This window comes from Colwellia demingiae, from assembly GCF_007954275.1.
Classification (GTDB): Bacteria; Pseudomonadota; Gammaproteobacteria; order Enterobacterales; family Alteromonadaceae; genus Colwellia; species Colwellia demingiae.
In genome coordinates this window covers 20,304-41,261 of sequence record NZ_VOLT01000012.1, presented here as the reverse complement: position 1 = coordinate 41,261, position 20,958 = coordinate 20,304, and the positions used below count along the sequence as shown (strand labels likewise).

20 protein-coding genes and 3 pseudogenes are annotated in these 20,958 nt (G+C 36.7%); 10 read left to right on the top strand and 13 right to left on the bottom strand.

The features are described 5' to 3' along the window. Positions 1-107: 107 nt before the first annotated feature. On the bottom strand, positions 108-2,192 hold the full coding sequence (locus ESZ36_RS18955; RefSeq protein ID WP_146790776.1) for an amidohydrolase family protein: 2,085 nt from the start codon (positions 2,190-2,192) through the stop codon (positions 108-110). A 192-nt stretch (positions 2,193-2,384) separates the two neighbouring features. Between ESZ36_RS18955 and ESZ36_RS18950 the strand changes: the two are divergent. Then, positions 2,385-2,507 (top strand): annotated as a pseudogene (locus ESZ36_RS18950) (MmcQ/YjbR family DNA-binding protein); the annotation flags it as partial. Positions 2,508-2,550: 43 nt separating this feature from the next. Here ESZ36_RS18950 and ESZ36_RS18945 read toward each other — a convergent pair. Beyond that, positions 2,551-3,441: a LysR substrate-binding domain-containing protein gene (locus ESZ36_RS18945; RefSeq protein ID WP_146790774.1), complete on the bottom strand. Its 891-nt coding sequence runs from the start codon at positions 3,439-3,441 to the stop codon at positions 2,551-2,553. Positions 3,442-3,641: 200 nt separating this feature from the next. Between ESZ36_RS18945 and ESZ36_RS18940 the strand changes: the two genes are divergently transcribed. Next, positions 3,642-4,610 (top strand): TDT family transporter, encoded by a 969-nt coding sequence (locus ESZ36_RS18940; protein ID WP_146790979.1) that lies wholly within the window; start codon positions 3,642-3,644, stop codon positions 4,608-4,610. A 345-nt stretch (positions 4,611-4,955) separates the two neighbouring features. On the opposite strand, the gene ESZ36_RS18935 is transcribed toward ESZ36_RS18940, so the two are convergent. Both ESZ36_RS18935 and ESZ36_RS18930 read right to left on the bottom strand, forming a co-directional pair. Then, positions 4,956-5,819 (bottom strand): alpha/beta hydrolase family protein, encoded by an 864-nt coding sequence (locus ESZ36_RS18935; RefSeq protein WP_146790772.1) that lies wholly within the window; start codon positions 5,817-5,819, stop codon positions 4,956-4,958. Positions 5,820-5,964: 145 nt separating this feature from the next. Next, complete coding sequence (locus ESZ36_RS18930; protein ID WP_146790770.1) at positions 5,965-6,846, bottom strand: kinase; 882 nt, start codon at positions 6,844-6,846, stop codon at positions 5,965-5,967. Between the two features lie 234 nt (positions 6,847-7,080). On the opposite strand from ESZ36_RS18930, the gene ESZ36_RS18925 reads away from it, so the two are divergent. From ESZ36_RS18925 to ESZ36_RS18910, 4 genes are all read left to right on the top strand, one after another. Then, positions 7,081-7,341, top strand: coding sequence for a DUF3081 family protein (locus tag ESZ36_RS18925; RefSeq protein ID WP_146790768.1), 261 nt, complete (start codon positions 7,081-7,083; stop codon positions 7,339-7,341). Positions 7,342-7,397: 56 nt separating this feature from the next. After that, entirely contained in the window at positions 7,398-8,015 is a 618-nt protein-coding gene (locus tag ESZ36_RS18920; RefSeq protein WP_170235890.1) for an HAD family hydrolase, read from the top strand. Positions 8,016-8,042: 27 nt separating this feature from the next. Continuing rightward, positions 8,043-8,642 (top strand): CIA30 family protein, encoded by a 600-nt coding sequence (locus ESZ36_RS18915; RefSeq protein WP_246129173.1) that lies wholly within the window; start codon positions 8,043-8,045, stop codon positions 8,640-8,642. Positions 8,643-8,741: 99 nt separating this feature from the next. Beyond that, on the top strand, positions 8,742-8,957 hold the full coding sequence (locus ESZ36_RS18910; protein ID WP_146790975.1) for a TIGR02450 family Trp-rich protein: 216 nt from the start codon (positions 8,742-8,744) through the stop codon (positions 8,955-8,957). Positions 8,958-9,061: 104 nt separating this feature from the next. Here ESZ36_RS18910 and ESZ36_RS18905 read toward each other — a convergent pair whose 3' ends face one another. Together ESZ36_RS18905 and ESZ36_RS18900 are read right to left on the bottom strand one after the other, a co-directional pair. After that, complete coding sequence (locus tag ESZ36_RS18905) at positions 9,062-9,475, bottom strand: DUF3429 domain-containing protein (RefSeq protein WP_146790764.1); 414 nt, start codon at positions 9,473-9,475, stop codon at positions 9,062-9,064. A gap of 43 nt (positions 9,476-9,518) precedes the next feature. Beyond that, entirely contained in the window at positions 9,519-10,178 is a 660-nt protein-coding gene (locus ESZ36_RS18900) for a flavin reductase family protein (protein ID WP_146790762.1), read from the bottom strand. Positions 10,179-10,396: 218 nt separating this feature from the next. On the opposite strand from ESZ36_RS18900, the gene ESZ36_RS18895 reads away from it, so the two are divergent. Beyond that, positions 10,397-10,666, top strand: coding sequence for a DUF6482 family protein (locus tag ESZ36_RS18895; RefSeq protein WP_146790760.1), 270 nt, complete (start codon positions 10,397-10,399; stop codon positions 10,664-10,666). Positions 10,667-11,099: 433 nt separating this feature from the next. Here ESZ36_RS18895 and ESZ36_RS18890 read toward each other — a convergent pair whose 3' ends face one another. The 4 genes from ESZ36_RS18890 to ESZ36_RS18875 form a co-directional block, all read right to left on the bottom strand. Next, the gene (locus tag ESZ36_RS18890) at positions 11,100-11,624 is read right to left on the bottom strand and encodes a hypothetical protein (protein ID WP_146790758.1); all 525 of its coding nucleotides are present in this window, start codon (positions 11,622-11,624) and stop codon (positions 11,100-11,102) included. Positions 11,625-11,751: 127 nt separating this feature from the next. Further along, on the bottom strand, positions 11,752-12,498 hold the full coding sequence (locus ESZ36_RS18885) for an SDR family NAD(P)-dependent oxidoreductase (protein ID WP_146790756.1): 747 nt from the start codon (positions 12,496-12,498) through the stop codon (positions 11,752-11,754). Next, on the bottom strand, positions 12,461-12,886 hold the full coding sequence (locus tag ESZ36_RS18880; RefSeq protein ID WP_146790754.1) for a thiol-disulfide oxidoreductase DCC family protein: 426 nt from the start codon (positions 12,884-12,886) through the stop codon (positions 12,461-12,463). Before ESZ36_RS18880 ends, ESZ36_RS18885 begins: the two co-directional genes overlap by 38 nt. Positions 12,887-12,988: 102 nt before the next feature. Further along, positions 12,989-13,861: a LysR family transcriptional regulator gene (locus ESZ36_RS18875; RefSeq protein WP_146790752.1), complete on the bottom strand. Its 873-nt coding sequence runs from the start codon at positions 13,859-13,861 to the stop codon at positions 12,989-12,991. An 80-nt stretch (positions 13,862-13,941) separates the two neighbouring features. On the opposite strand from ESZ36_RS18875, the pseudogene ESZ36_RS18870 reads away from it, so the two are divergent. Further along, a pseudogene (locus ESZ36_RS18870) lies at positions 13,942-14,442 on the top strand (lactoylglutathione lyase family protein). A gap of 168 nt (positions 14,443-14,610) precedes the next feature. Here the strand turns inward: ESZ36_RS18870 and ESZ36_RS18865 are convergent. Continuing rightward, positions 14,611-15,141 (bottom strand): hypothetical protein, encoded by a 531-nt coding sequence (locus ESZ36_RS18865; RefSeq protein ID WP_146790750.1) that lies wholly within the window; start codon positions 15,139-15,141, stop codon positions 14,611-14,613. A gap of 498 nt (positions 15,142-15,639) precedes the next feature. Here ESZ36_RS18865 and ESZ36_RS18860 point away from each other — a divergent pair, with 498 nt between their 5' ends. Then, entirely contained in the window at positions 15,640-17,658 is a 2,019-nt protein-coding gene (locus ESZ36_RS18860) for an amidohydrolase family protein (protein ID WP_146790748.1), read from the top strand. A gap of 152 nt (positions 17,659-17,810) precedes the next feature. After that, positions 17,811-18,062: pseudogene (locus ESZ36_RS22990) on the top strand (hypothetical protein). Here the strand turns inward: ESZ36_RS22990 and ESZ36_RS18850 are convergent. Then, positions 18,022-19,725, bottom strand: coding sequence for an RluA family pseudouridine synthase (locus tag ESZ36_RS18850; protein WP_146790746.1), 1,704 nt, complete (start codon positions 19,723-19,725; stop codon positions 18,022-18,024). The pseudogene ESZ36_RS22990 and the gene ESZ36_RS18850 overlap by 41 nt on opposite strands. 289 nt (positions 19,726-20,014) lie before the next feature. Further along, positions 20,015-20,845, bottom strand: a complete 831-nt coding sequence (locus tag ESZ36_RS18845; RefSeq protein WP_146790744.1) for a THxN family PEP-CTERM protein — start codon at positions 20,843-20,845, stop codon at positions 20,015-20,017. Between the last annotated feature and the right edge of the window lie 113 nt (positions 20,846-20,958).

The window sequence follows — 20,958 nt, the reverse complement described above, 5'->3', positions numbered from 1 at the left end:
GCTGAAAGCGCACACTCTTACGAATGATAAAGAATAAGGTATTGGTGAATACCACCTTAATAGGGCGCTTAAGCATTTGGTCAATAGTTCGTTAAGTCTCTCAAAAACTAATTGCTCTCGACGATCTTGGGTATTGTCGTGAAGGGCTTTATTCCAAACTCAGGGTAAACTTCACTAGGGAAATAAATTACACCACCTTTTGAAACCATCGACACAGTCTTGATAGCGCGAAGCTCAGATATTGGGTCGCCAGGTACTAAGAAAAAGTCAGCAAGTTTGCCTACTTCAATACTGCCAAGTTGATCACCATAACCTAAGTAATTGGCCATATCATACGAACCTCTGCGCAATACTTCAGCGTTAGACATACCTATTTTTTTAAATAGTTCTAACTCTCTGTGCAGCTCAAAAGCGCCACCTAGATCGGTACCTGGAACTAGGAAAATTCCTTTTTTATGCATCAATGCGAGTGTTTCAATAATTTTATCAAAAGCCAGTCGGTAAGCGTCATCTTCTTCCTGATCAGCAACATTTAATAAGGCGACTTTCGCACTTCTTTGAACACCTACGGGCATATTGTCGATATAATCTTTTGTGCCAATGCGAGTCTCACCATTTCTAGCCGTTAAGCCAAATTCATGAATGACAATGGTGGGATCAACAGCTATATTTTTTTCGACCATGGTGTTCAAAGTCTTCTGTACTTTTTCGCTAGTAAGGTCCAAGCCGACAAAACGTTTCATGCCGGTAATGCGATAAAGTGTGCGGGTATCTTCATCTCTATCTAATACCCAGCTGAGCATACCTTGGTTAATGTGAGTGATTTCGTCATAGCCGGCAGCGACCATTTCATCAACTGTTGAGAAAGCGGGAATATGGCCAGTCACGCGCATACCGTATTTTTTAGCTGCTTTAGCCATAGCTGGCACCCACTCTCCATTAATCGAACTGTATATCTTGATTTGGAAATAACCGCCTTTTTCACCATACATATTGACAAGATCAACGGCTTCTTGCTCAGTAGAAGCAATTTCACCAGTGGCAGCGGAAAATTCGCTTTTACCTTCTATAAAACCACTCTTAGTAATGCGTGGACCAATAATTTTATTACTTTCAATTTTTTCAATTAAAGGATCGAGTAATTCTATCTCATTACCCATGTCTCTTGATGAGGTTACGCCTGCCATCACATTAAGTAGGGCGTCGTTATCGCTCATGTGGCCATGCATTTCATATAAACCGGGGATTAATGTACCGCCATTACCATCAATCAGAATTTCTCCGTCTTTAGCTATATCGACTGGTGATTCGATAGCCGTAATCTTGTCCTTTTCAATCAGCACCGATTTAGAAGCCGTGAGCTGCATGTTAACGGGATCAAATATTCTGACATTGTTAATACGCACGGGTTTTTCATAGTGGTGCATCGCTTTCTTCGCTATTTTTTCAAATCGACTTGCGTTCAAGCTAGCCGCTAAATCGCTCAAGGTCTTATTTTGTTTCTCTAATCCTTCACGAATAACAACAGCACGTGGCGACAAATAACTAAGCATATGATGGTTGTCATCAAGCGCAATATAGCTAGGGTCGAGTTCTATGCCGTTGATTGCATAAATCGTCGCATTGACCGTAGCGTCGTTAATATCTCTAAGCTCAATTTTTTCGACTTGGGTGATTGTGAGTTCGCCAGAAGGTAATGCGGATATCGACTTGCTGGGTTGTTCTAGCAAGGCTTTAGCGTATATGTAAAGCGCATACGGACTCGCGTTCTGTGCAATATACAAAGCATTGTTGTTAAATTTGGCATTACCACTTTCAGTTGAACTCTGCCATTTCGCCAAATTGTCTTGGAGGGTAAACTGTTCAGTAACCTCATTCCCAAAAACCGTTTTTCCTGTAATGCGCCAATCAATTGGTAAACCTGTTTCTGATAACTTTAGAACTTCTTTGCTGCTAGCACCGCGACCATTATTACTAAATGAAAAGTCGATGTTGATATTGTCACCATCGCGATTAACTAACATTCCACCTACATCAGTACCTCCTAATATCATTCTAAATTTTTCTTCCGCAGGAAGTGGTACTTGTAATGTTTTTACTGGCTCATACTGTTGAGAACATCCTAAAGTGGTCATCAGCACGAAGGCACAGATAAATGAATGGATGGTTTTTATCGGTATTTTAATGTGCATGGCTATGCCTTTTATTATTATAACTTTGAGAATAGGAAGAATAGACACTATAAATGATCTATGCAACTGACTGATATATAACTAGCCACAGACTGTAATGTAAGGCTTCTGGTTAGAATTATTGTTCAATGGTTTTTTAGGCGCTAACTAAATTTATAAAAATCAGTTTTGTATTTTAGGGGGTGGTTGTTACATATGAATAAGCGATTATGGAATACAATCATTCTCGATAGCTCAATTTCCCAAGGAGAGCTTGAGCGTATGATGGATAACTTATTTAAGTTAGTCTTAAGTAAAATGTTCAATAAAGATTAGCATTCTACTCTGCGCATTTATGAGTATTAAAATACCCTTTTTTCTATTGCTGCCACTTTTCACAAAAAAGCATAAAACTCTTTATCAGAGGGCTTCGATATTTATTTTTATGTATGACTAAATAAAAGGTTCTGGGCATTTCAATGGGGGTCTTGAGTAAACTGACTCGACCTGCTTCTATAGCATATTTAGCCGCTAACTTTGACAAACAACCTAAACCTAGTCCTGCAGATACACTGTTAATGAGCGCTTCTGTGGTATTAAGTTCAAACGATAAATGCCATCGCTTAAGTTCAGGAGCTAAAGTATTGATAAAACACTCTCTTGAGCCAGAACCCAATTCCCTTAATAGCCATTCAGTATTTTCCAAGTCACTTGTCTTAATTTTTTTTAGTTTTGTTAAGGGATGATTTTTTGAACTAATAATACACATCTCATCGTGACTGAAAGGTATTGAAATTAGATCTGAGTGATGGTTTTCTCCTTCAATAAGCGCTAGATCAAGCTCAAAATCTAGCAGTTTTTGACAAATAATTGTTGAGTTTGAAATATAAAGGCTTTGAGAGAAGTGTTGCTGTTGTTCTCTAAAATCACTCAATAAATAAGGGCTGATGTGGTTGCCAATAGTGTTACTACTGCCTAATTTTAATTGACCATTCAATGCTTGGTCTTGTTCAAATAAGTCATTGATATAGTCTGCTCTGCTGAGTAATTCATCAGCTAAAGGTAATAATATTTTACCTTCTTGATTAAGTATAAGCCGATTATTTACTCTATCGAATAAAGGATGTCCTAATTGCTTTTCGAGCTCAGCAAGCGCCATACTCACAGCCGCTTTCGACAGGAAAAGTTTTTCGGCAGCTAGGGTGAGTGTTTTATGCTGAGTAATCGAATTAAACACATTGAGCTGCTTTAGTGAAATGTGAGTGGTCATAGTTTTATATTTATACTTTATGTTTGATATTTTATGTGAAAGTGAATTACTTTTATTCACAGACGTTTAGTTTTTATTAACCCTTGTTCATTATAATTGGATATAAATGAACGCTATGCAAGGGTAAAATACACTTAATATAAAAATAACTTCAAATTTAGTCCAACGGGACGGGAGATGGAGTGTTAAGTGAGGCAATGATGATACACACAGCGAAACTTAAATTAATTACTGCACCAGCGCCTATGGCGGGATTAGCACTTGGTATTGCTAGTCTAGGCTGGAGCTGGGAAAATATAGCTAACTTACATGGCTACGGACAATGGTTTGGTGCAATTATTGCCAGTGTGCTTTTGGTAATTTTAACAGTAAAATTTTTATTGTTATCTCATACATTAAAAGAAGATCTTGCACACCCTGTTGTGGGTAGTGTTGTGCCAACATTTGCAATGGCAACAATGATAGTGTCTAACTCTTTAGGGCAATTTTACCCTCAAGCAGGAGATGCGTTATGGTTATTAGCAGTTGGTTTACACATTGTCTTCTTAGTGAGCTTTGTATATCACCGCGCTAAAGCTTTTGAATTACACCATATGGTGCCGAGTTGGTTTGTACCGCCTGTAGGTATTATTGTTGCCTGTGTATCTTTTTCTGGTAACCCTCAATTAGAGGTTGTTGCCTACATAGCGCTAATCTTTGGGATGTTGGCTTATGCTGTTATGTTGCCATTGATGATTTATCGTTTGATTTTCTCTCATGAAGTTCCTGATGCATCTAAGCCAACGTTAGCTATTTTAGCTGCACCAGCAAGCTTATCTCTAGCGGGGTATTTAACGGTTACCGCAAGTCCATCACCGCTTATTATTGCTTTATTGTTTGGTATTGCGGTGTTGATGACTAGCGTTACATACTTAGCTTTATTTAAGTTATTAACTTTACCCTTTAGTCCCGGTTATGCCGCTTTTACTTTTCCCTTAGTTATTAGCGCAACGGCACTTTTTAAAATGATGGACTGGATGCAAAGTATTAACATGACCGTTGAGTATATTAATCAAATACAGCTGTTAGCCATTGCAGAATTATCTATTGCTAGCATTGTTGTAATGTATGTTGCAGTGCGATATTTACATTTCTATTCACCTAGTTTCATTAACAAGGCTCAAGTATAAGATTAGCAACACTTTGAGAAATATAAGAATAAATCAGAGCGCTTAAGGCGCTTTGACTTTTTACACGTAACCAAATAAATGATAAAAAATAGATGATTGCAGCTAATAAGGCTGTAACAGAAGCCAATATTATTGGTTTTAATAAGTAGTACTAACGATTAAAAGGTTATTGAGTCGCGGTATTTACACTGGCTCAACTCCTCAAGGATAGCTTGAGCAATGAGGTTCTTGGCATAGGTAATGGATCGAATTAGTCGTCAGTTGAATGCTCAATAAACATCAAGTATCTACTTTATTACAAAGGTAAAAATTCAATTATAGTTACTTAGGCGTTTATATCAGCCTTTACTGTTTTTCTAACCAGTTTAAAACATGAATCCATAATACCTGAGATTTTCGACTAAAGAATTTCATATGGCCTATTTCATCTAAGGCATAATCGTCAGGAGATAACGTGAGCGTTTCCGCATTTACTTTTGTGAAGACTTTGAGCATGTCCTCAACATTTGCATCAATTGCGATCTCATCATCTACTGCATTAACCCACATTGTTGGGATTGATAAATCATCATATAAATGAGTATGAACCGTTTTCCCAAAAGAAGCTTTTACATAACCTTCACTATTGCACCATTCTCGCCATTGCTGAGCTACTGCTTTAGGTAAAGGCTCTCCCATACCTAGCCATTGAGATTTGGTGTGTCCAAAAAAAGTATTACTAAATGGTATGAAAAAATTCATAAAAAAATGTGCTTTAACTGCATGCGAAGCTCTCATGTTCTTTAATTGCCCCGATGAGCTTGCAAAATTAAAGATAGAAGTTAACTCCATCGCATTATGCATCAATCCAACAAGTTGTCCCCCAGCGCTGTGCCCTATTAAATGATACTTGGTATTAGGGAAACTTGCTTTTAGTTGCTCAAACACTGCAGGCATATCCTTTTCACCCCAACACTGTAATGATGCGTCACTTTCTTTCACGCTTCCAAGTAAAGAGCCTCCGATACCTCTATTATCAAAGGTGACCACGCCATAGCCTTTCTCTGCAAGGAAAGAAGAAAAACTAGCATAAAACTGCCTTTTTATTCCTGTAGCAGGGCCTATTAAAATAGCACCCTTCAACGCTTTTTTTGGCGTGTAGGTAGTTGCTGCAATAGCGAACTTGTCCGCGCAGGTAATTTTTGATTCAGTAGCATAAAAGTCAGGCATAAAAATTGATGTTTCTAGTTTTAATAAGTATTAATCTGGTATGACCACTTTACAGATGTTGTACTAAAAATCAATAGGGGCAAAGTTAGGTGTCTGCAGGAGGGGCATAACTTGTTGATTGACAACATTATCATCTAAATTTAAGTCATATCTTTGTCACTAAGGGACTATCTATAATATGACGATCATTATCTAAGTGAAAAACAGTATCTGCAAATTTTGAAAGGGTATTTTCCCCATGTAAACTAAGTCTTTGGAAGTACTGAGTGAAGTTTAAAACCTCCGCGGGAGACATCACTTTTGAACCTGATAAGTCTATGTTTTTGTCCTGTAATTTTTGCTCTTGCTCTAATCGCCATTGGTAAACACAATCGAAAGACGGCGCTTGTAATGCTAACCAAAAATCCATTTTTTTGTACAGTGGTTGATAAGCTATTTTGAGTTGTTGATTAACGTAATTGCGCCATTCTCCAGTGATGTCATGCTCTAATTCAAGTTCATTGACTGGGATTTGTAGTTGTTCATCTGTTTGTGGTGGTACGCCCCAGCACCAACCTTCTAATAAAATAATATCTACCGGTTTTTCAATTAATGTCCATTGGCTTTGAGGAAAGGGTTCATCGGTAGCTTTGTTGAACTTTGGGATAGTGAATCCAGTTCTGTGCTCTGATAGTTGGGTTATAATATGATCAAGGGCTGCCATATCATGAGTACCAGGAACGCCTCTAGTTGCTAAAAGTGGGTGAATTTTATCTGCTAATTGATTACGGTTTTCACTTGATAAGTAAAAGTCATCTAAAGACATAACGACAACATTAAGTTGATATTGCGCCATTAAATACTCAGAAATAAAGTCAGTGAGTGTTGACTTACCGCTACCTTGGCAGCCATTTACACCGACAAAATATGTATTATTTTTTTTGTTAAATAGATTCACTATTCGATCAGCAAGTGGTTTGTAGTGCTCTTTAACTGTGAGCCTGAATTCTTCAGGTAATTTATGTTGTTTAATAAAGTCTGAAAGCATTTTTCACCCTTGATAAATAATAAGCATTATTATGGTTTTAATTCTTAGGCCACTTTAAATACATCCAACTATTGCTTATAAGTACTTATTGAGTGTCGATGTGTTTATTTGATGATAGCGCGGCACAATATGATCTTATTTTGTTGTTCTTACGTAATGCTATTATGAATTTAACCATAAGAGTTATTATATGTTTTACCTGTTGTTACCACCAAATGATAGAGTTTTATGTCTATGACTAATAACATATTAAAATATCGGGATTATTTACGAATTTTTGATTTAATATCAACTAAAGGTACTAAGTTAGGCTGTGAAAATGAGTTTGCTGGTATTCGAGCTCAGCATGATTTTGATGGTTATACTTGTTGGATAGCGTACAAAGATCTAACCGTTACCTTATTATTTCACGGGAAGTTCGAGGTTCAATTTGATAGAAAAGATACCTTTAATGAATTTTACAAGAAAGCTAACTCACTGATCGCACTTAATTGATAATTATAAATTGATAGTTATAGACTGATTGACGACCTTGATAGGAGAATTAAATATTGTTAACACATAAATTGCTGGGCGTTATCTTTGATCTCGACAATACCTTGGTCTCTTCATCTTTAAACTTTGACTGTATTAGAGAATCTTTAGGCTGTGCAAAAGAAATAGATTTATTGGATTTTGTTGATTCATTACCAGAAAATAAAAAAATTGCTGCCAACAAAGTGTTAGTGGACTATGAAATAAGTGATGCCCTTAGTGCTAGTAAATTGGCTGGTACTGATGAGTTATTAGCGTTATTGTCCAAGCTCTCAATACCTTGTGCAATTGTCACACGTAATTGCAAACAAGCTGCTTTGATAAAACTTAACAATAATAATATTGATGTTCCCATATTACTAACACGGGAAGATCATAAAGCTAAACCCGCTCCTGATGCTTTATTACATTTAGCCCAATATTGGAATACTCCTCCTGAAAACCTGTTGTATGTGGGCGACTATTTATATGATCTGCAAGCGGCACAAAATGCCAATACTATGTCTTGCCTTGTTACTTACGCTAAAGCGTTAAGTTATGCGAGCTTAGCGAATATTGTTGTGAATGACCTTAGTGAGTTAAGTGAAGCTATTAAACAAAAATTTTCAGTTAATAACGTTAACGTCTGTGGCTAATAAGTCATACACAGAGTAAATAAGCTTATGAATTTTATTCCTTTCGGATTTTTATTATTTATTTTTATTGCTCACGATGCCGGGGCTATTCCCGATATCTCTAATAAAAAAAATCAGCTGGTTATAACAGCCAAAAACGAGTCATACAATATGATTAATTTTACTGAGCAACAGAGCGTTAATCATTGGCGCATAACCGACGATGCTGTAATGGGAGGTAAGTCAACTGGGCGTTTTCTAGTGGAACAAGGAAAAGGTATTTTTTTTGGCAACATTTCACTTGATAATAACGGTGGTTTCAGTTCGGTATTTCGAATGATTAATCCCTTACCTGAAGATCTTGAAACGGTCACTATTGATATTCAGGGTGACGGCTTAACCTACCAATTAAGAATGATAGTAAGCCTTAATGGTTATCGGTTGGCTTATAAACACAAGGTCAATACTATTGCTGGAAAAAGAGAAAAGTTAAGTTTTGCATTGGCTGATTTTCAAGCCTCGTTTCGAGGGCGTAATATAAATAATGCACCGGTACTTAAATCGGAAGATATTCGAGAAGTCGGATTTTTAGTTACTAAAAAAACGGCTGGAAAATTTTATTTATCCATTTTTAGTCTGATTTTTTAAGTTTGTCTTTTAATAAATAAACAATGTATATACGCCAAAACTAGCTAAATAATCAAATCAATGAAGATAAACAGTATGAATAAAAATACCCATAAAGATATCAATAGAATAACCCCTAAAGCACTCATTCACAGTAAGTGGACCAAAGTTGAAGTAAGCAACAAAGAAAAGCATTTTATCATCACTGTTGTTAAATTCGATGAACAACAAAATGTCATTGAATGTGTGATTGAAGCGGTAATGACCAAAAATGAATATGCTATCGACTGGCGTGAACTGAAGGACAATAATAGGTGGGGAATAGGGTGGCAGTAGTAAGCTATTTATATTTCTTACTTTAGGCCATAACCGTCTTTGAACACAGAGCATCGAATATTACTCAATTAAGTACCATTGCTAATCATGATGATGAAAGCATATTATCCAAACCACAGGAAATATCCGGTGATATGAAGTAATACCACAATCTGGGTTAACCAGAAGCGCATGTTCATATAATCAGTTGGTAATTTATGTTGTTTGCCTATTGAGTTTTCGTAGACAAATAACAGCATAAAACTCAGCGCTAATATGATTAAAGCAACCTCTTGTGCAACCAACAAAGAAGCAAAAGCTATCAGACTAAAAATGTTACTGATGATATATCGTTTGTCGTGATGAGTGGATACATCTCTGCGCCATATCGTGCCAGCGATAAAGCTTAAGATTACAGCACTGTAAGCAACAAAGGCTTGTTTTGTGGATATCCCCCAAAACTCTGCTTCGCTACTCAAATAGAGACAAACTATGAACGGTATTAAACCTAGATACCCAAGTGCTTTCCACGTTTTCATTTAACCTCCTTAGTGCTTTTAAACATTTTTTCTATTGTTATAATCAGGTATTTCCTAGTTCGCCATTCAGTGAAAGTGGTATTGGCTTATTATCAGGTTTAGCATAACTTAAACGGGATAACCTTTTACTCGTATGGTAGCTATCTAGCCCTGAAACCATCACCGTATTTAATGACTCTATATCAATATAACCATCATTTTTCATCGCTGCTTTATCGCAAATAATATGAGTTATTTCGCCAATAACTAATAAGGTCCCATTCAGCTGAATTGGCGTTATTTCTTTTAACGTTAAAGCGTATTTAAGTCGACTTTCCTTTACAAAAGGTGCCTTAATTCCGTCGATAGTCTCCGCGGTTAAACCTGTTGCTTTAAATTCACATTCACCAGCACTATAACGAGCAGACGTTTGATGAGCTTCTTGCCAAAAATCTTCATTTACTTGGTTGATAGTAAACTGCTTGGTTTGTTGAATATTTTCTAAGGTATGGCGTTCAACACTGTTGGGGCGAGTTATAAAACCGACTAAGGCAGGTGAAGAACCTAGGTGAAATACGGAACTAAAAATGGCTAAGTTATTTATATTATCATTACTAAGTGTGCCAATAAGATTCGCACTTTTAAATCCAGATAGGCTGTTTATAACTTGAGCTCTGTAGCGTGATGTCATCTTTGTTAGATCGTTTTGATGTATATATTGCATTTAAGTGTGGTCGTATAATGAATATTAGTAGTTATTTATACGTAAAGAAAACACTTAGCGATCACCTCACGCTTCTCATGAGTCACTCACGAGTGAGATTTCTTTCTTTTATATTGTTCACCGATAACTCAAATATGAATAGTTTTATTATCATTGATCTAACCACCTTAATTGCTCGTAAGTTATATATCTAGATACAGACATTACGGAGATTTACTATGAGCAATATATTAAATACAGAAATGATGCCGACCATTATGGCTATCGCAGAGTCAAGTCATTACCTTGTTGGCGCTGTTGACTCATCAAATAATTTTATTGGCTTAAATGAAGTCAGAGATGTTGAAGTGCTCAATTCCTTAGCAGATGCTAAACAATATTTACGTAGTCATAATATAGTGACGGCAACGTTAGAGTTTCAGTCAGCATATGATGAAATGTGCGGCACAGATACGGTTGGATCATGTAGGCAAATTATTAACTTGTAGTAACATAGTCAATAATATTCTTGTCTCTTCGTGAACATTTTGATTATGTTATTGGCTCGCTTTTAGGTGATGAGCTATATAGAAAATTAAAAATAGAGAATTAAAAGCCATCCCTACAATACTAAAATGAGTTAGGGGGAATAACCAAGTATTAACAAGAGTTAATCTTGGTTTTATTCTATAAGTCTTTTGTTTTCTTGCTTTAATACCTCTTACTTTCAGCCAAATGAAATACACTAAAAAATAGCAGAGGATGTTGCTATCAAAGCACCAAAGTTTTGGGTAAGACGGCACCCAAAAAAAACTCATACTAAGAATAAAGCTTAGTAAAAATTCTTCTCTATACTCTCTGAGAGATAGTGCTATTTATTGAAACTAAATCTTGATGTTAGAAATCAGGCAAGTAATAACTATTAATAAGCCTTTCATCTCGCTACTCAGTTACTAAGTGACTTCTTAATTGGTTTAGGGCATCTACCGAAAATCCTTTATCGTAAAAATGTACTATGCTGCCGTCTTTAGTGAGTAATACCACTCTAGCGTTATTAGGCCTTTCATTACCGGTAAAGGTTTGTACTTTTTCACCATCTTTATAAACAGTAACTACGCCTTTCCATAAAGGTTTAGGGATACCTGCACGCATACCATTATCAATAACTGTACTGAACATTCTAGGGAATAACCCCTGAATTGTCGGTATTTCATAAGTAGGCACGTTAGTTTCAGTCATGTCTAAACCAATTAACCATCGGTCGATATCAAATTGTGAGTTTTGTTTGTAACCAATGAGCAGAAGGGTTAAGTCGTCATCAAAATCTCCAGGTATGCTCATTGTCTTCTCTTCAAGTGTTTGACCACTAATTGATGGAAAGACTTTTCCAGTAATATCTTGATTAGGGTGGTTAGTGCTGCACGCAGAAACTAGGCTGATGAAAAACAATAAGGTAAGTAGACGCATTTATAAGTACTCGTTGATTAATACAATTAAAAACTTATACGTGTCTTAACCTACTTCAGTTCACAAAAAATGTGTTTATAGCAATAAATAGCTTAATATTTCAGAAGTAAATGAGCACATTACTCATTTACCAATTGATAGATTTACCTTGCCAATCGAGATAACTGGCGGTTTGATCGTATGAGCTATTTTCAACGATTGTTAATAGTTGGCTGGCAACAAAATCACAGGTGAAAAGTTTATTTTCAGGGACGTTTTTTTGAAATGGTTTAGATAAGGGCGTATCTGTCGTGCCCGGATGAAAAGCAATGAGCTTTATATTTTTGTCTCGACGAGCTACTTCAATCGCAGCTGTTTTTAGCATCATATTTAAGGCTGCCTTAGATGCTCTGTAGCTATACCAGCCACCTAAGCGATTATCACTAATGCTACCAACTCTTGCACTAAATACGACAATCTTACAGGGGGACTTTCCCGTTAACGTAGGAATTAACTTTTGAATCCATAACATGGGTGTTAATGCGTTTGATGCCATTACTTGATTAAAGGATTCAACATCAAAATCTTCTATTCGCTTTTCGGGTTTAATATGCTTGTTATGTAATATGCCGTTACAGATAAAAATACGGGTAATAGGAGCGTGATTAAAAGTCGATATATCTGTAATGGCCTGTTCGATAGATTGTGACTGATAATCTTTAATGGTAATAGCATGCACATGGCTATTATTGTTATCACGGTAAAGTGAATCATAAACGCTAACATCACGACTAATAAGAATCACACCAGCAGTTTCACTCGCTGTTATTTTTAAAGCTAAAGCCTTAGCAATATCACTATTTGCGCCGATGATCAGTGTTTGTTGGGTTATCATAACAAGTTCCTGAAATACATTGATTGTTTGGTAAGCCGAATATTTTGGCCAGCAGAGCTGATAGTTGATGACGGTATATAGCTAAGCCTAAATAAACCCAGTGACTTACTGTTTTAATCACAGGCCAGTTTAATGGGGCAACCCAAAAACCTTTACCTACGATAGTCCAAGCTCTATGAGTTACTTCTAACCCGAGTAAAACGCGTCCGTTATAAAAAGCATGTAAAATCTTCATTGCATCGTCAACGTTTACTGCTGGGTAAAGCGTTTTAAAATTCTCTTGGTGTAAATCAACCAAGTTGATCTGATTATCGACATCGTATCCTTTTAAGTGATTCATCTCTGCTGTACACATAGGGCAGTTACCATCATAAAATATCGTTATCATTAAATTACACCTAAATATTGTTACATTGCTGTAGTTCTCCAAAACACCTTTAGCATTATGGGTTTATACGTAAAGAGTGCGCTTAACGATCACTTAAAGGTATTAACCAATAAAATCAGTGATGAGAGATTTAATATATTGTGTACGGTTATTTTCAAAAGAAAGACGATTTTGGCAAAGATATAAGGTTTCATTAACCGTATGTTTTAAAAAGTGTACAGCAATGTCGTCCTGCTTATGAAAAGCATTCACAGCATGTAGAGGTAGCACAGTAAAACCTAAACCGCGACTAACGGGCTCTAAAATCAAGCTGATTTGATTTGAAAATCCGTTACGTTCAAACTGGCTGATATGTTCAAACTCAATATAATTTTCACTTAATAATTGCTGTGTATGGTGCTCGGCATCAGGATGGCCGATAAAACCAAGATCAAGTAATGTTTGCCAGTTAGTTACTTGAGTTTGCTTTGATGTAACTAATACTAAAGGCTCTACCGCTATCGGGGTACTCATTAAGGAGAGGCTTTTTGTCTGCTCTGTGAGTAAACCTATATCGACCTTTCTATCGATTAAGTCTTGTTCTATGCTTGAATTTGGCGCAAACATATAATCAATAATTAGTGTTGGGTGGCGTTGCTGTATATCCAATAGCTGGGGATATAACTTTAAACCGACAATGCCAGGCGTGGTTATTTTTACTGTGCCTATTAAAGGATCATCATGTTTAATCGATGCTTCGATATCTTCTGAGGTTCTTAATAAAATTTGACCTTGTTGGTAAAGTTTATCACCTGCATCGGTGAGTGAAAAAGATTTACCTTCGCGCACAAGTAATAAGGAGTCTAGGTGTTGCTCCAATTTCTTTATATGCTGACTGACTCCAGATTGAGTCATAAATAACGTCTCAGCGGTTCGTGTAAAGTGGCCGATATCGACAAGGGAGCAAAATGTTTTTAACCATACAAGATTAATCATTACAAAGTGTACTCATAATTGTGGTTTATGATAATTATATGTAAGTTATCTTCCATCGTAAACTACACCCATCTAAGTAATTGAGCAAAGCATACCCTAGAACATTCTCTCACATTGGGATCTCTGTACCTTGAGTAGAAAAAGCCGTTAAATTTTATACTGAAGTACTGGGTTGGTATTTGATTATGGAGCCTACCGAAATAGAAGAAGACGATAGCCCTATTGGCAAAATGTGTACCGATGTATTCGGGGCTAACTGGGGGAAGTTTAAAATTGCTCATATGTCTACTGGCGATCGTATCGGTGTTGAATTATTTGAATTTAAAAACCAACAGAACCCAGAAAATAATTTTGAATACTGGAAGACAGGTGTTTTTCACTTCTGCGTACAAGACCCTAATTTAGAAAAACTGGTTGAAAAAATAGTGGCAGCTGGTGGTAAAAAACGTATGACACAGCCTCGTTATTACTATCCGGGTGAAAAACCTTACCGCATGATTTACATGTAAGACCCGTTTGGAAATATTCTAGAAATATATAGCCATAGTTACGAGTTAACTTATGCTGCAGGCGCTTATTGAACACTGCTTAGGTTGCATAAATAATACAACGCACATAGTTAGCATTAACACCCTATAAAGTGTTAATGCTAACTTACCAGTGCTAATTAAAAAATCATTAAAATCTCATCAATGATTCTTTTCATCATCGCTATTTGAGTTAATAACTCAGTACATATAACTCAGTTCTTAATAGTCTCTTTGTCTATTCCTGATAACTGCACAGGCTATTTTATCCCAAGCTAAACTGTTATAACTGACCACCATGTCATGCTGTATCTCTGTCCATGATGACATTAGCTCCTTATTCAACTTAAATACTGCAATGTATTCTCGCTCTACCACAATAAATTGATTTCTATAGGGCAATAGCCATTTTGACGTCGCACTGTTAAGCAAGGTGTCTCTAGCTTGTGAGTAATCGGCAAACCACTCATTAATAAATCCGCCACAGCCTTTAGGGTAAAAAAAATTACCCATATTTATCGTCACCAATGACGGTTTAGTACCAGATAAAAGCTGTTGTGCTTCATGCCAATCTCTAAAGCCTAATTCCATTGCAACTAGCCCTAGGCAATGTTTTAGCTTTAACTCTTCGAGTGAAGACACTGCAATTTTCTTTAAAGGTATTTGCATGCCTTTGACTAAGCTAGGATCTGACTTGAATGCTTTTAATAACTTCTTTGCTTGGGTTTTTACTTCTTGTAATGCATATTCCATTTTATACCCCTACTTCAATTCAATTGTTGTATGAAATGAAAAAGCATTCGCCAAAGATAACTCAAAGCTTGCAGTAAAAGTGCTCATTGACAATAGGTTGTACAGATCACATATAACAAAGCACAGTATTAAGAAAATGAGCTTACAGAATGTAGAAGTGCATTGGCTGATTGTAGTGAGTTTGTTTTTTGCTGTTGATTTAGCTGTTTTGGAGTGGTCGGGGGAAACCCGTTGATTTTCTTGAAAAGTCACAATTCAATTCCTCTAAGTAAATTGGCATTCCGCAAAGCCTACTTAGTTCGTATTGAACTGATTAATCATTGATATCAGAGTGAATTCATCTTGAGCGGAAAAGGCGTCTCTGCAACCTAGTGATGATTCTAGTGGACTCATTTTTTGAAGTCAACATTATATTTATGTAGACTTTGGCGTCATTTTTGTATTTGTTAGTTAGTCAACTATACTTGGCAAACCCATATAGATACGGAAATTAGTCTAATGAATTGGTCACTTTTACGATTACTATTCGCGCTCTCATCAATGGTATCTGCTGTCGTTTTTGCCAATAATACATCAATTACTAATCTTGTTTATTCAGAGAAAGGATTAGCAGGTAAACAGATCATGACAAAGGTCTCAGATACTCAATACCGTGGTAGTTTGGACTTGCGTTGGAACAATCGTGTTTTCAAAATTGATGAAAAAATAAAGCTTAATGGAAAAGGGCAGATTTTAAGCTTTGAGTCTACGGGCCTGTCGCCATTTGGTGCTGCTATTGCAGAATCGTTTAAGTGGCAAGACGGCATTGCTAGTTGGGAAAGTAACAAAGAAGATGGCAGAATCAAATCTTCAGGTGAACAATTTTATCTCCCGGTTAATAGTGCCGTTGTTGCTGAAAACTTAATGGTGCAAGCCATGTTAAAGAATATAGTAAACTCTATAGAGCTATTACCGTCAGGTACTGCAAGATTAACAGAATTAAAAACTGTCAAGTTATCAGCAGATAGTGGCTCAGAGCAAGTTACCTTATACGCCATCAGTGGTTTAGGCTTTACCCCAGACTTTAGCTGGTATGACAGCCAAGGAAACTTTTTTGCTAAAGATCACTCGGGTTTTATGAAAGTAATTCGTGAAGGTTTTACACTAGATGATTTTGAAAAACTAAAAGTAATTCAAAACTCGGCTGAACAAGAATATCTCGAAGGTGTTGCTCGTAAATTAAGTCATTCTTATACAACCTTGTTGATTAAAAACGCCCAAGTAGTCGATGTAATTAACTCAGTGGTTCTTAAAAATACAGATGTCTTATTTAAAAATGGCAAGGTGTCTCAAGTTGCTAAAAATATTAATGTGCCTGAAAACACAGCAACTATTGATGGTTCGGGAAAGACCTTGATACCCGGGTTGTGGGATATGCACGGTCACTTAAGTAAAGATGATGGCTTGCTTAATATGGCTGCGGGGGTAACAAATGTTCGAGATGTTGGTAACAGTCATGACAATATAATGGAGATAGAGCGGTTATTTAATACTAACCAGGTAATTGGTAATCGCGTTTTTAGAGCGGGTTTTTTTGACCAAATGAGTGAGTTTTCTGCGGGCTTATCGGTGAAGTCATTAGCCGAAGCCCATGAGAAGATAGATTGGTTTGCTGATAATGGTTACATACAAATCAAACTATATAGCTCTATCGACCCTACGTGGGTTGAGCCCATTGCAAAACATGCACATAGACGAGGTTTGCGTTTAAGTGGTCATATACCTGCATTCATGACAGCAGAGCAAGCTGTTAAAGCAGGTTATGATGAAATTCAGCACATTAATATGCTATTTTTAAACTTTTTGGCTGGAACAGAAGTAGATACTCGTCAGCAACTCCGCTTCACCTTAATAGGTGAAAAAGCAGGAGACGTAGACATCAATAGCAAAGAGTTTAATGACTTTATTCAGTTACTCGCCGATAACCAAATAGTTATTGACCCCACAGTATCAACATTTAGAAGTTTGCTACTAAAAGAAAGAAAGAAAATTGATCCTGAGTTCCTTGCTGTTGCTGAGCATTTACCACCTAATGTATTACGTCAGTTAAAAGGTGCTGAAATGAATGTGACTGATGATTTAAAGGATAACTACCAAGCAGGAGCTGATGCCATGTCAGTTTTGGTTAAGAAGTTATACGACAAAGGGGTGCCTATTGTTCCTGGTACCGATAACATTGCTGGATTCACACTCCATCGTGAACTTGAAATATATGCTGATGCCGGTATTCCTGAAATGGATGTTCTTAAAATTGCGAGTATAAACTCAGCCAGACTTGTTGGGGCAGCACATTATTTGGGGTCTATCACCGAAGGTAAGTCAGCTGATGTGCTTTTGATTGATGGTGACCCACTCAAAGACATGTCAGTTTTAAGAAAAACTTCTTTGGTGATAAAAGATAACCATTTTTATAAACCAGAAGAATTGTACAAAATACTTGGAGTAAAGCCCTTTACGCCATCAAGCCGTTTGCAATAACGCACGCATCAGGACGAGTGTAAGACACGTTGAAATTACAGTGTGTCTTTCACTCAACGATCTGACATTGTTTTTAGTATGTAAACTAGGGTCTGTTGATCTTTCGCGGTTAAATTTTGTTCGAGATAAAAGCATTTTAATCGCGGCGAGTGGTGTGTAGCCTAGTCACTCTAAGCAAATACTACTCAACAAAGAGTAAAACGCTTTTAGCCGAATCCTTCGGACAGCATTTTTTGGTCATTTTTACGGCGTTATCGCCTTTTTATGTGGAATAACCACATGACAAAGGCTCTACCTTGTATAAATACCCAAAAAATCGCTGCAAAAACAATCTCGAAAGATCAACAGGCCCTAAGATTAACATTAAAAGTTTTCTGCTACTTCAAAGGTTAATAACTCTTTAGTTATGGGGTGTGTAAAGCTTAAACGTTGAGCATGTAAATGAAGTCTATCAGCACTATGGCCATATAAGCTATCGCCAATAATGGGTAGGTTAAGTCCATCAGGATGAGCGCAATGCATGCGTAGTTGATGTGTTCTGCCTGTAATAGGGTATAAAAATAACTTACTGGTGTTATCTACTTCTTCAATAAGCTGCCAATGCGTTTCAGCATACTTTCCATGCTCATGACACACCATTTGTTTTGGTCTATCTTCAAAGTCACCACGAAGAGGTAAACATATCTCGCCAGTCGTTTTTTCTAATTTACCTTGAATAGTTGCCACATAACGTTTGTTAACTTCTTTATTCATAAACTGTTGTTGCAAATGTTTGTGGGCACGTTCATTGAGTGCCAGCATTAATAACCCTGAAGTGGCCATATCTAATCGATGGACAATCAAACCACCGGTTGCTTGAGGGAATAGTGTCTTAATACGTGTATAAACTGAGTCTTTAATAGACTTTCCAGGAACAGATAATAAACCAGCGGGTTTATTTACCACCACGATATGCTCATCTTGAAAAACAATCTCTAGATCTATACCTTCAGCAGGATTCTCCAATAAAGGGTTTTTATCTACGGCCATACCTTCAAGCATGTGACCTAAAATAGGGAGGCACTTACCTTGGCAAGCAGGGTAGAAATGTTTGTGTTTTCTTATTTCTGATGTAGGCTGTTTTCCCCACCAAAATTCAGCCATACAAACGGGTGTTAATTTATGTTCAAAGGCATATTGTAATAATTTTGGTGCTGCGCAATCACCAGATCCCGCTGGTGGTTTTTGTACAATGGTATCGGCAAAAATTTTAATTAAGTCTTTTCTCTCACCTTTACTGTTTAGTATTTGATATTGCTTGAAAAAATGCTTTTGCAGTTTTGCGGACAGCTTTTTCCTGAGCTTTTTTAACGACTCTATTTCATCAGTAAGTTGCTGTAAATTATTTGAGGTTAAGCTAATATTTGTTTGATGATGTAGCTTTAGTGCTTGCAACGCTTTTTTATCCGTTACGCTGGCGCGAGATAGCGCAATACTAATGTCTCTGTGTTCATCTTCAGGTAAAGCCGCAGTATTTAGCCAAGTACGTTGGTCTTTACGTGCTTTTTTATTATCTCGCATTTGTTGCTGCAGACTTTGTATTTCATCATCAGACTTAGCGAATTCTGTCTCCAATAAAACCGTTAACTTATCAATCTCAGGGTTAGCAGCGAATAGAGTGATTTGTTTGTTGATTCCATTGATTTCAACTTGTTGTTGTTTCTCAAATTCACTCTGGTTATACGCTTGATGGATAGTGGGAACAAAGTTAATGGAAGAATCGTCGTCGGTTTTACTTTTATCGGTATTACTCTCATTCGCATTGCCTGAAAGTGCTGCTAAGTAGCCAAGCGTGCCTTGAGTATCTTTAACTATTAATACCCCATACATTCTTCCCTGTTGTTCAGTTTCAACAGGATGGAACTTTTCCAATTTTTGTTGTAATTCTTCACTTGCCGCTAATGCTAACGGGTGTGGTTGATAACAAAAAGGGTAGGTAAACTTACCGGGTAAGGAGTCGGGTAATGAATAGTTTGAAATATCACTAACAAAAGTGGAAAGATAAGTTGAAATAGAAGTATTAGACATAAACGGTATTGTTACAGCGGAGTAACCTTAAATATTAACCTTGGCTTTAGCATGGTTACTTTATTGATAATTGTGCGTATTCTAGTCGCAATTAATATAATACGCACTTTTAAAATAACACTATTTTAGTCAATTAATAGTAAGCGAAAGTTATTTCATTGTTTCGTTTGTATTTTATAAATTATTATTCTCAAACTAGAAACAAAAAAAGCAGCCTTTCAGCTGCTTTTGATAATGTTTACTTACTACATTTTTCGGTGTAGATAATTTTAACTAGCTCTTTTATTTATTAACTATGTTTACTACGCGAACTCGCTACTATGCCAAACATTGCTAAGCTTAATAGTAAAATTGTTGATGGTTCCGGGACCTCTGTTATTCCTAAAGATGTTATTCTTATATTCACATCAAAATCGTTTTCTTCGCCTTCTATCGTTGTGAACCCTGAACAACCACTTGCTGCGCCTGCAGCAGCACAAGCGGCATCTGTGAGTACACCTAAACCATCCACTAAAATTTCTATGTTATAATCATAGCCATTAAGCATAAACCCTTGATTTAAATTTGCTACTGGCGAAATAACAAAGATATCATTACAAGGCACAGGGGAGACTACTTCACAAGAGTCATCGTTACTCGTTTCTAAGAAATCAATATTAAAATTGAGCGCTGTAGGCGCTACATCATAAATACCATCTGTGGGATTAGGATCAAGTAATAGTCTCGTACTTAACGTCGCACCCTGTAGCGTATTGCCTGTAATTATAAAATTATTATGTACTAGCGTTGTGGTTTGCGCTAAAGCACCAAGTGCTAAACCAGTTCCGATGTCACTACCAAAGCCATTGTTTCCAACTGTTCTTTCGAGAGAACTTTGAATAATTCCAGGAGCAAACGGGCTTCCCCAAGCAAGCTTAGTAGCGGCTATTGGTCCTTGACTAGCCCAATAGACATTATCATTGCTTGGAGTAACCGTTGTATTAGGAGCTGCAGGTGTATAGCCGGTGAAAGCTGTATCAACCTGCCAATCCCATAGGTTTATAGGCATTGCAGTAGCGGTAAAAGCAAAGCCCAGTGTTGAAAGTGTTAATACTGTTATAAGTTTTTTAAGTGTTTTCATTTGTTTAGTCCTTGTCAGTATAAAATTAAAATACACCTTAAAATTAGTAATGAGTGAAAAAACAACTTAAGCCATTAAGTAGATCACTAATTGATACATCCTTGTAGCGTGTT

Coding starts and splice junctions, on each gene's coding strand:
- ESZ36_RS18955 (WP_146790776.1), bottom strand. CDS start 2,192: ATGCACATTAAAATACCGATAAAAACCATCCATTCATTTATCTGTGCC.
- ESZ36_RS18945 (WP_146790774.1), bottom strand. CDS start 3,441: ATGACCACTCACATTTCACTAAAGCAGCTCAATGTGTTTAATTCGATT.
- ESZ36_RS18940 (WP_146790979.1), top strand. CDS start 3,642: ATGATACACACAGCGAAACTTAAATTAATTACTGCACCAGCGCCTATG.
- ESZ36_RS18935 (WP_146790772.1), bottom strand. CDS start 5,819: ATGCCTGACTTTTATGCTACTGAATCAAAAATTACCTGCGCGGACAAG.
- ESZ36_RS18930 (WP_146790770.1), bottom strand. CDS start 6,846: ATGCTTTCAGACTTTATTAAACAACATAAATTACCTGAAGAATTCAGG.
- ESZ36_RS18925 (WP_146790768.1), top strand. CDS start 7,081: ATGACTAATAACATATTAAAATATCGGGATTATTTACGAATTTTTGAT.
- ESZ36_RS18915 (WP_246129173.1), top strand. CDS start 8,043: ATGAATTTTATTCCTTTCGGATTTTTATTATTTATTTTTATTGCTCAC.
- ESZ36_RS18905 (WP_146790764.1), bottom strand. CDS start 9,475: ATGAAAACGTGGAAAGCACTTGGGTATCTAGGTTTAATACCGTTCATA.
- ESZ36_RS18900 (WP_146790762.1), bottom strand. CDS start 10,178: ATGCAATATATACATCAAAACGATCTAACAAAGATGACATCACGCTAC.
- ESZ36_RS18895 (WP_146790760.1), top strand. CDS start 10,397: ATGAGCAATATATTAAATACAGAAATGATGCCGACCATTATGGCTATC.
- ESZ36_RS18890 (WP_146790758.1), bottom strand. CDS start 11,624: ATGCGTCTACTTACCTTATTGTTTTTCATCAGCCTAGTTTCTGCGTGC.
- ESZ36_RS18885 (WP_146790756.1), bottom strand. CDS start 12,498: ATGATAACCCAACAAACACTGATCATCGGCGCAAATAGTGATATTGCT.
- ESZ36_RS18880 (WP_146790754.1), bottom strand. CDS start 12,886: ATGATAACGATATTTTATGATGGTAACTGCCCTATGTGTACAGCAGAG.
- ESZ36_RS18875 (WP_146790752.1), bottom strand. CDS start 13,861: ATGATTAATCTTGTATGGTTAAAAACATTTTGCTCCCTTGTCGATATC.
- ESZ36_RS18865 (WP_146790750.1), bottom strand. CDS start 15,141: ATGGAATATGCATTACAAGAAGTAAAAACCCAAGCAAAGAAGTTATTA.
- ESZ36_RS18860 (WP_146790748.1), top strand. CDS start 15,640: ATGAATTGGTCACTTTTACGATTACTATTCGCGCTCTCATCAATGGTA.
- ESZ36_RS18850 (WP_146790746.1), bottom strand. CDS start 19,725: ATGTCTAATACTTCTATTTCAACTTATCTTTCCACTTTTGTTAGTGAT.
- ESZ36_RS18845 (WP_146790744.1), bottom strand. CDS start 20,845: ATGAAAACACTTAAAAAACTTATAACAGTATTAACACTTTCAACACTG.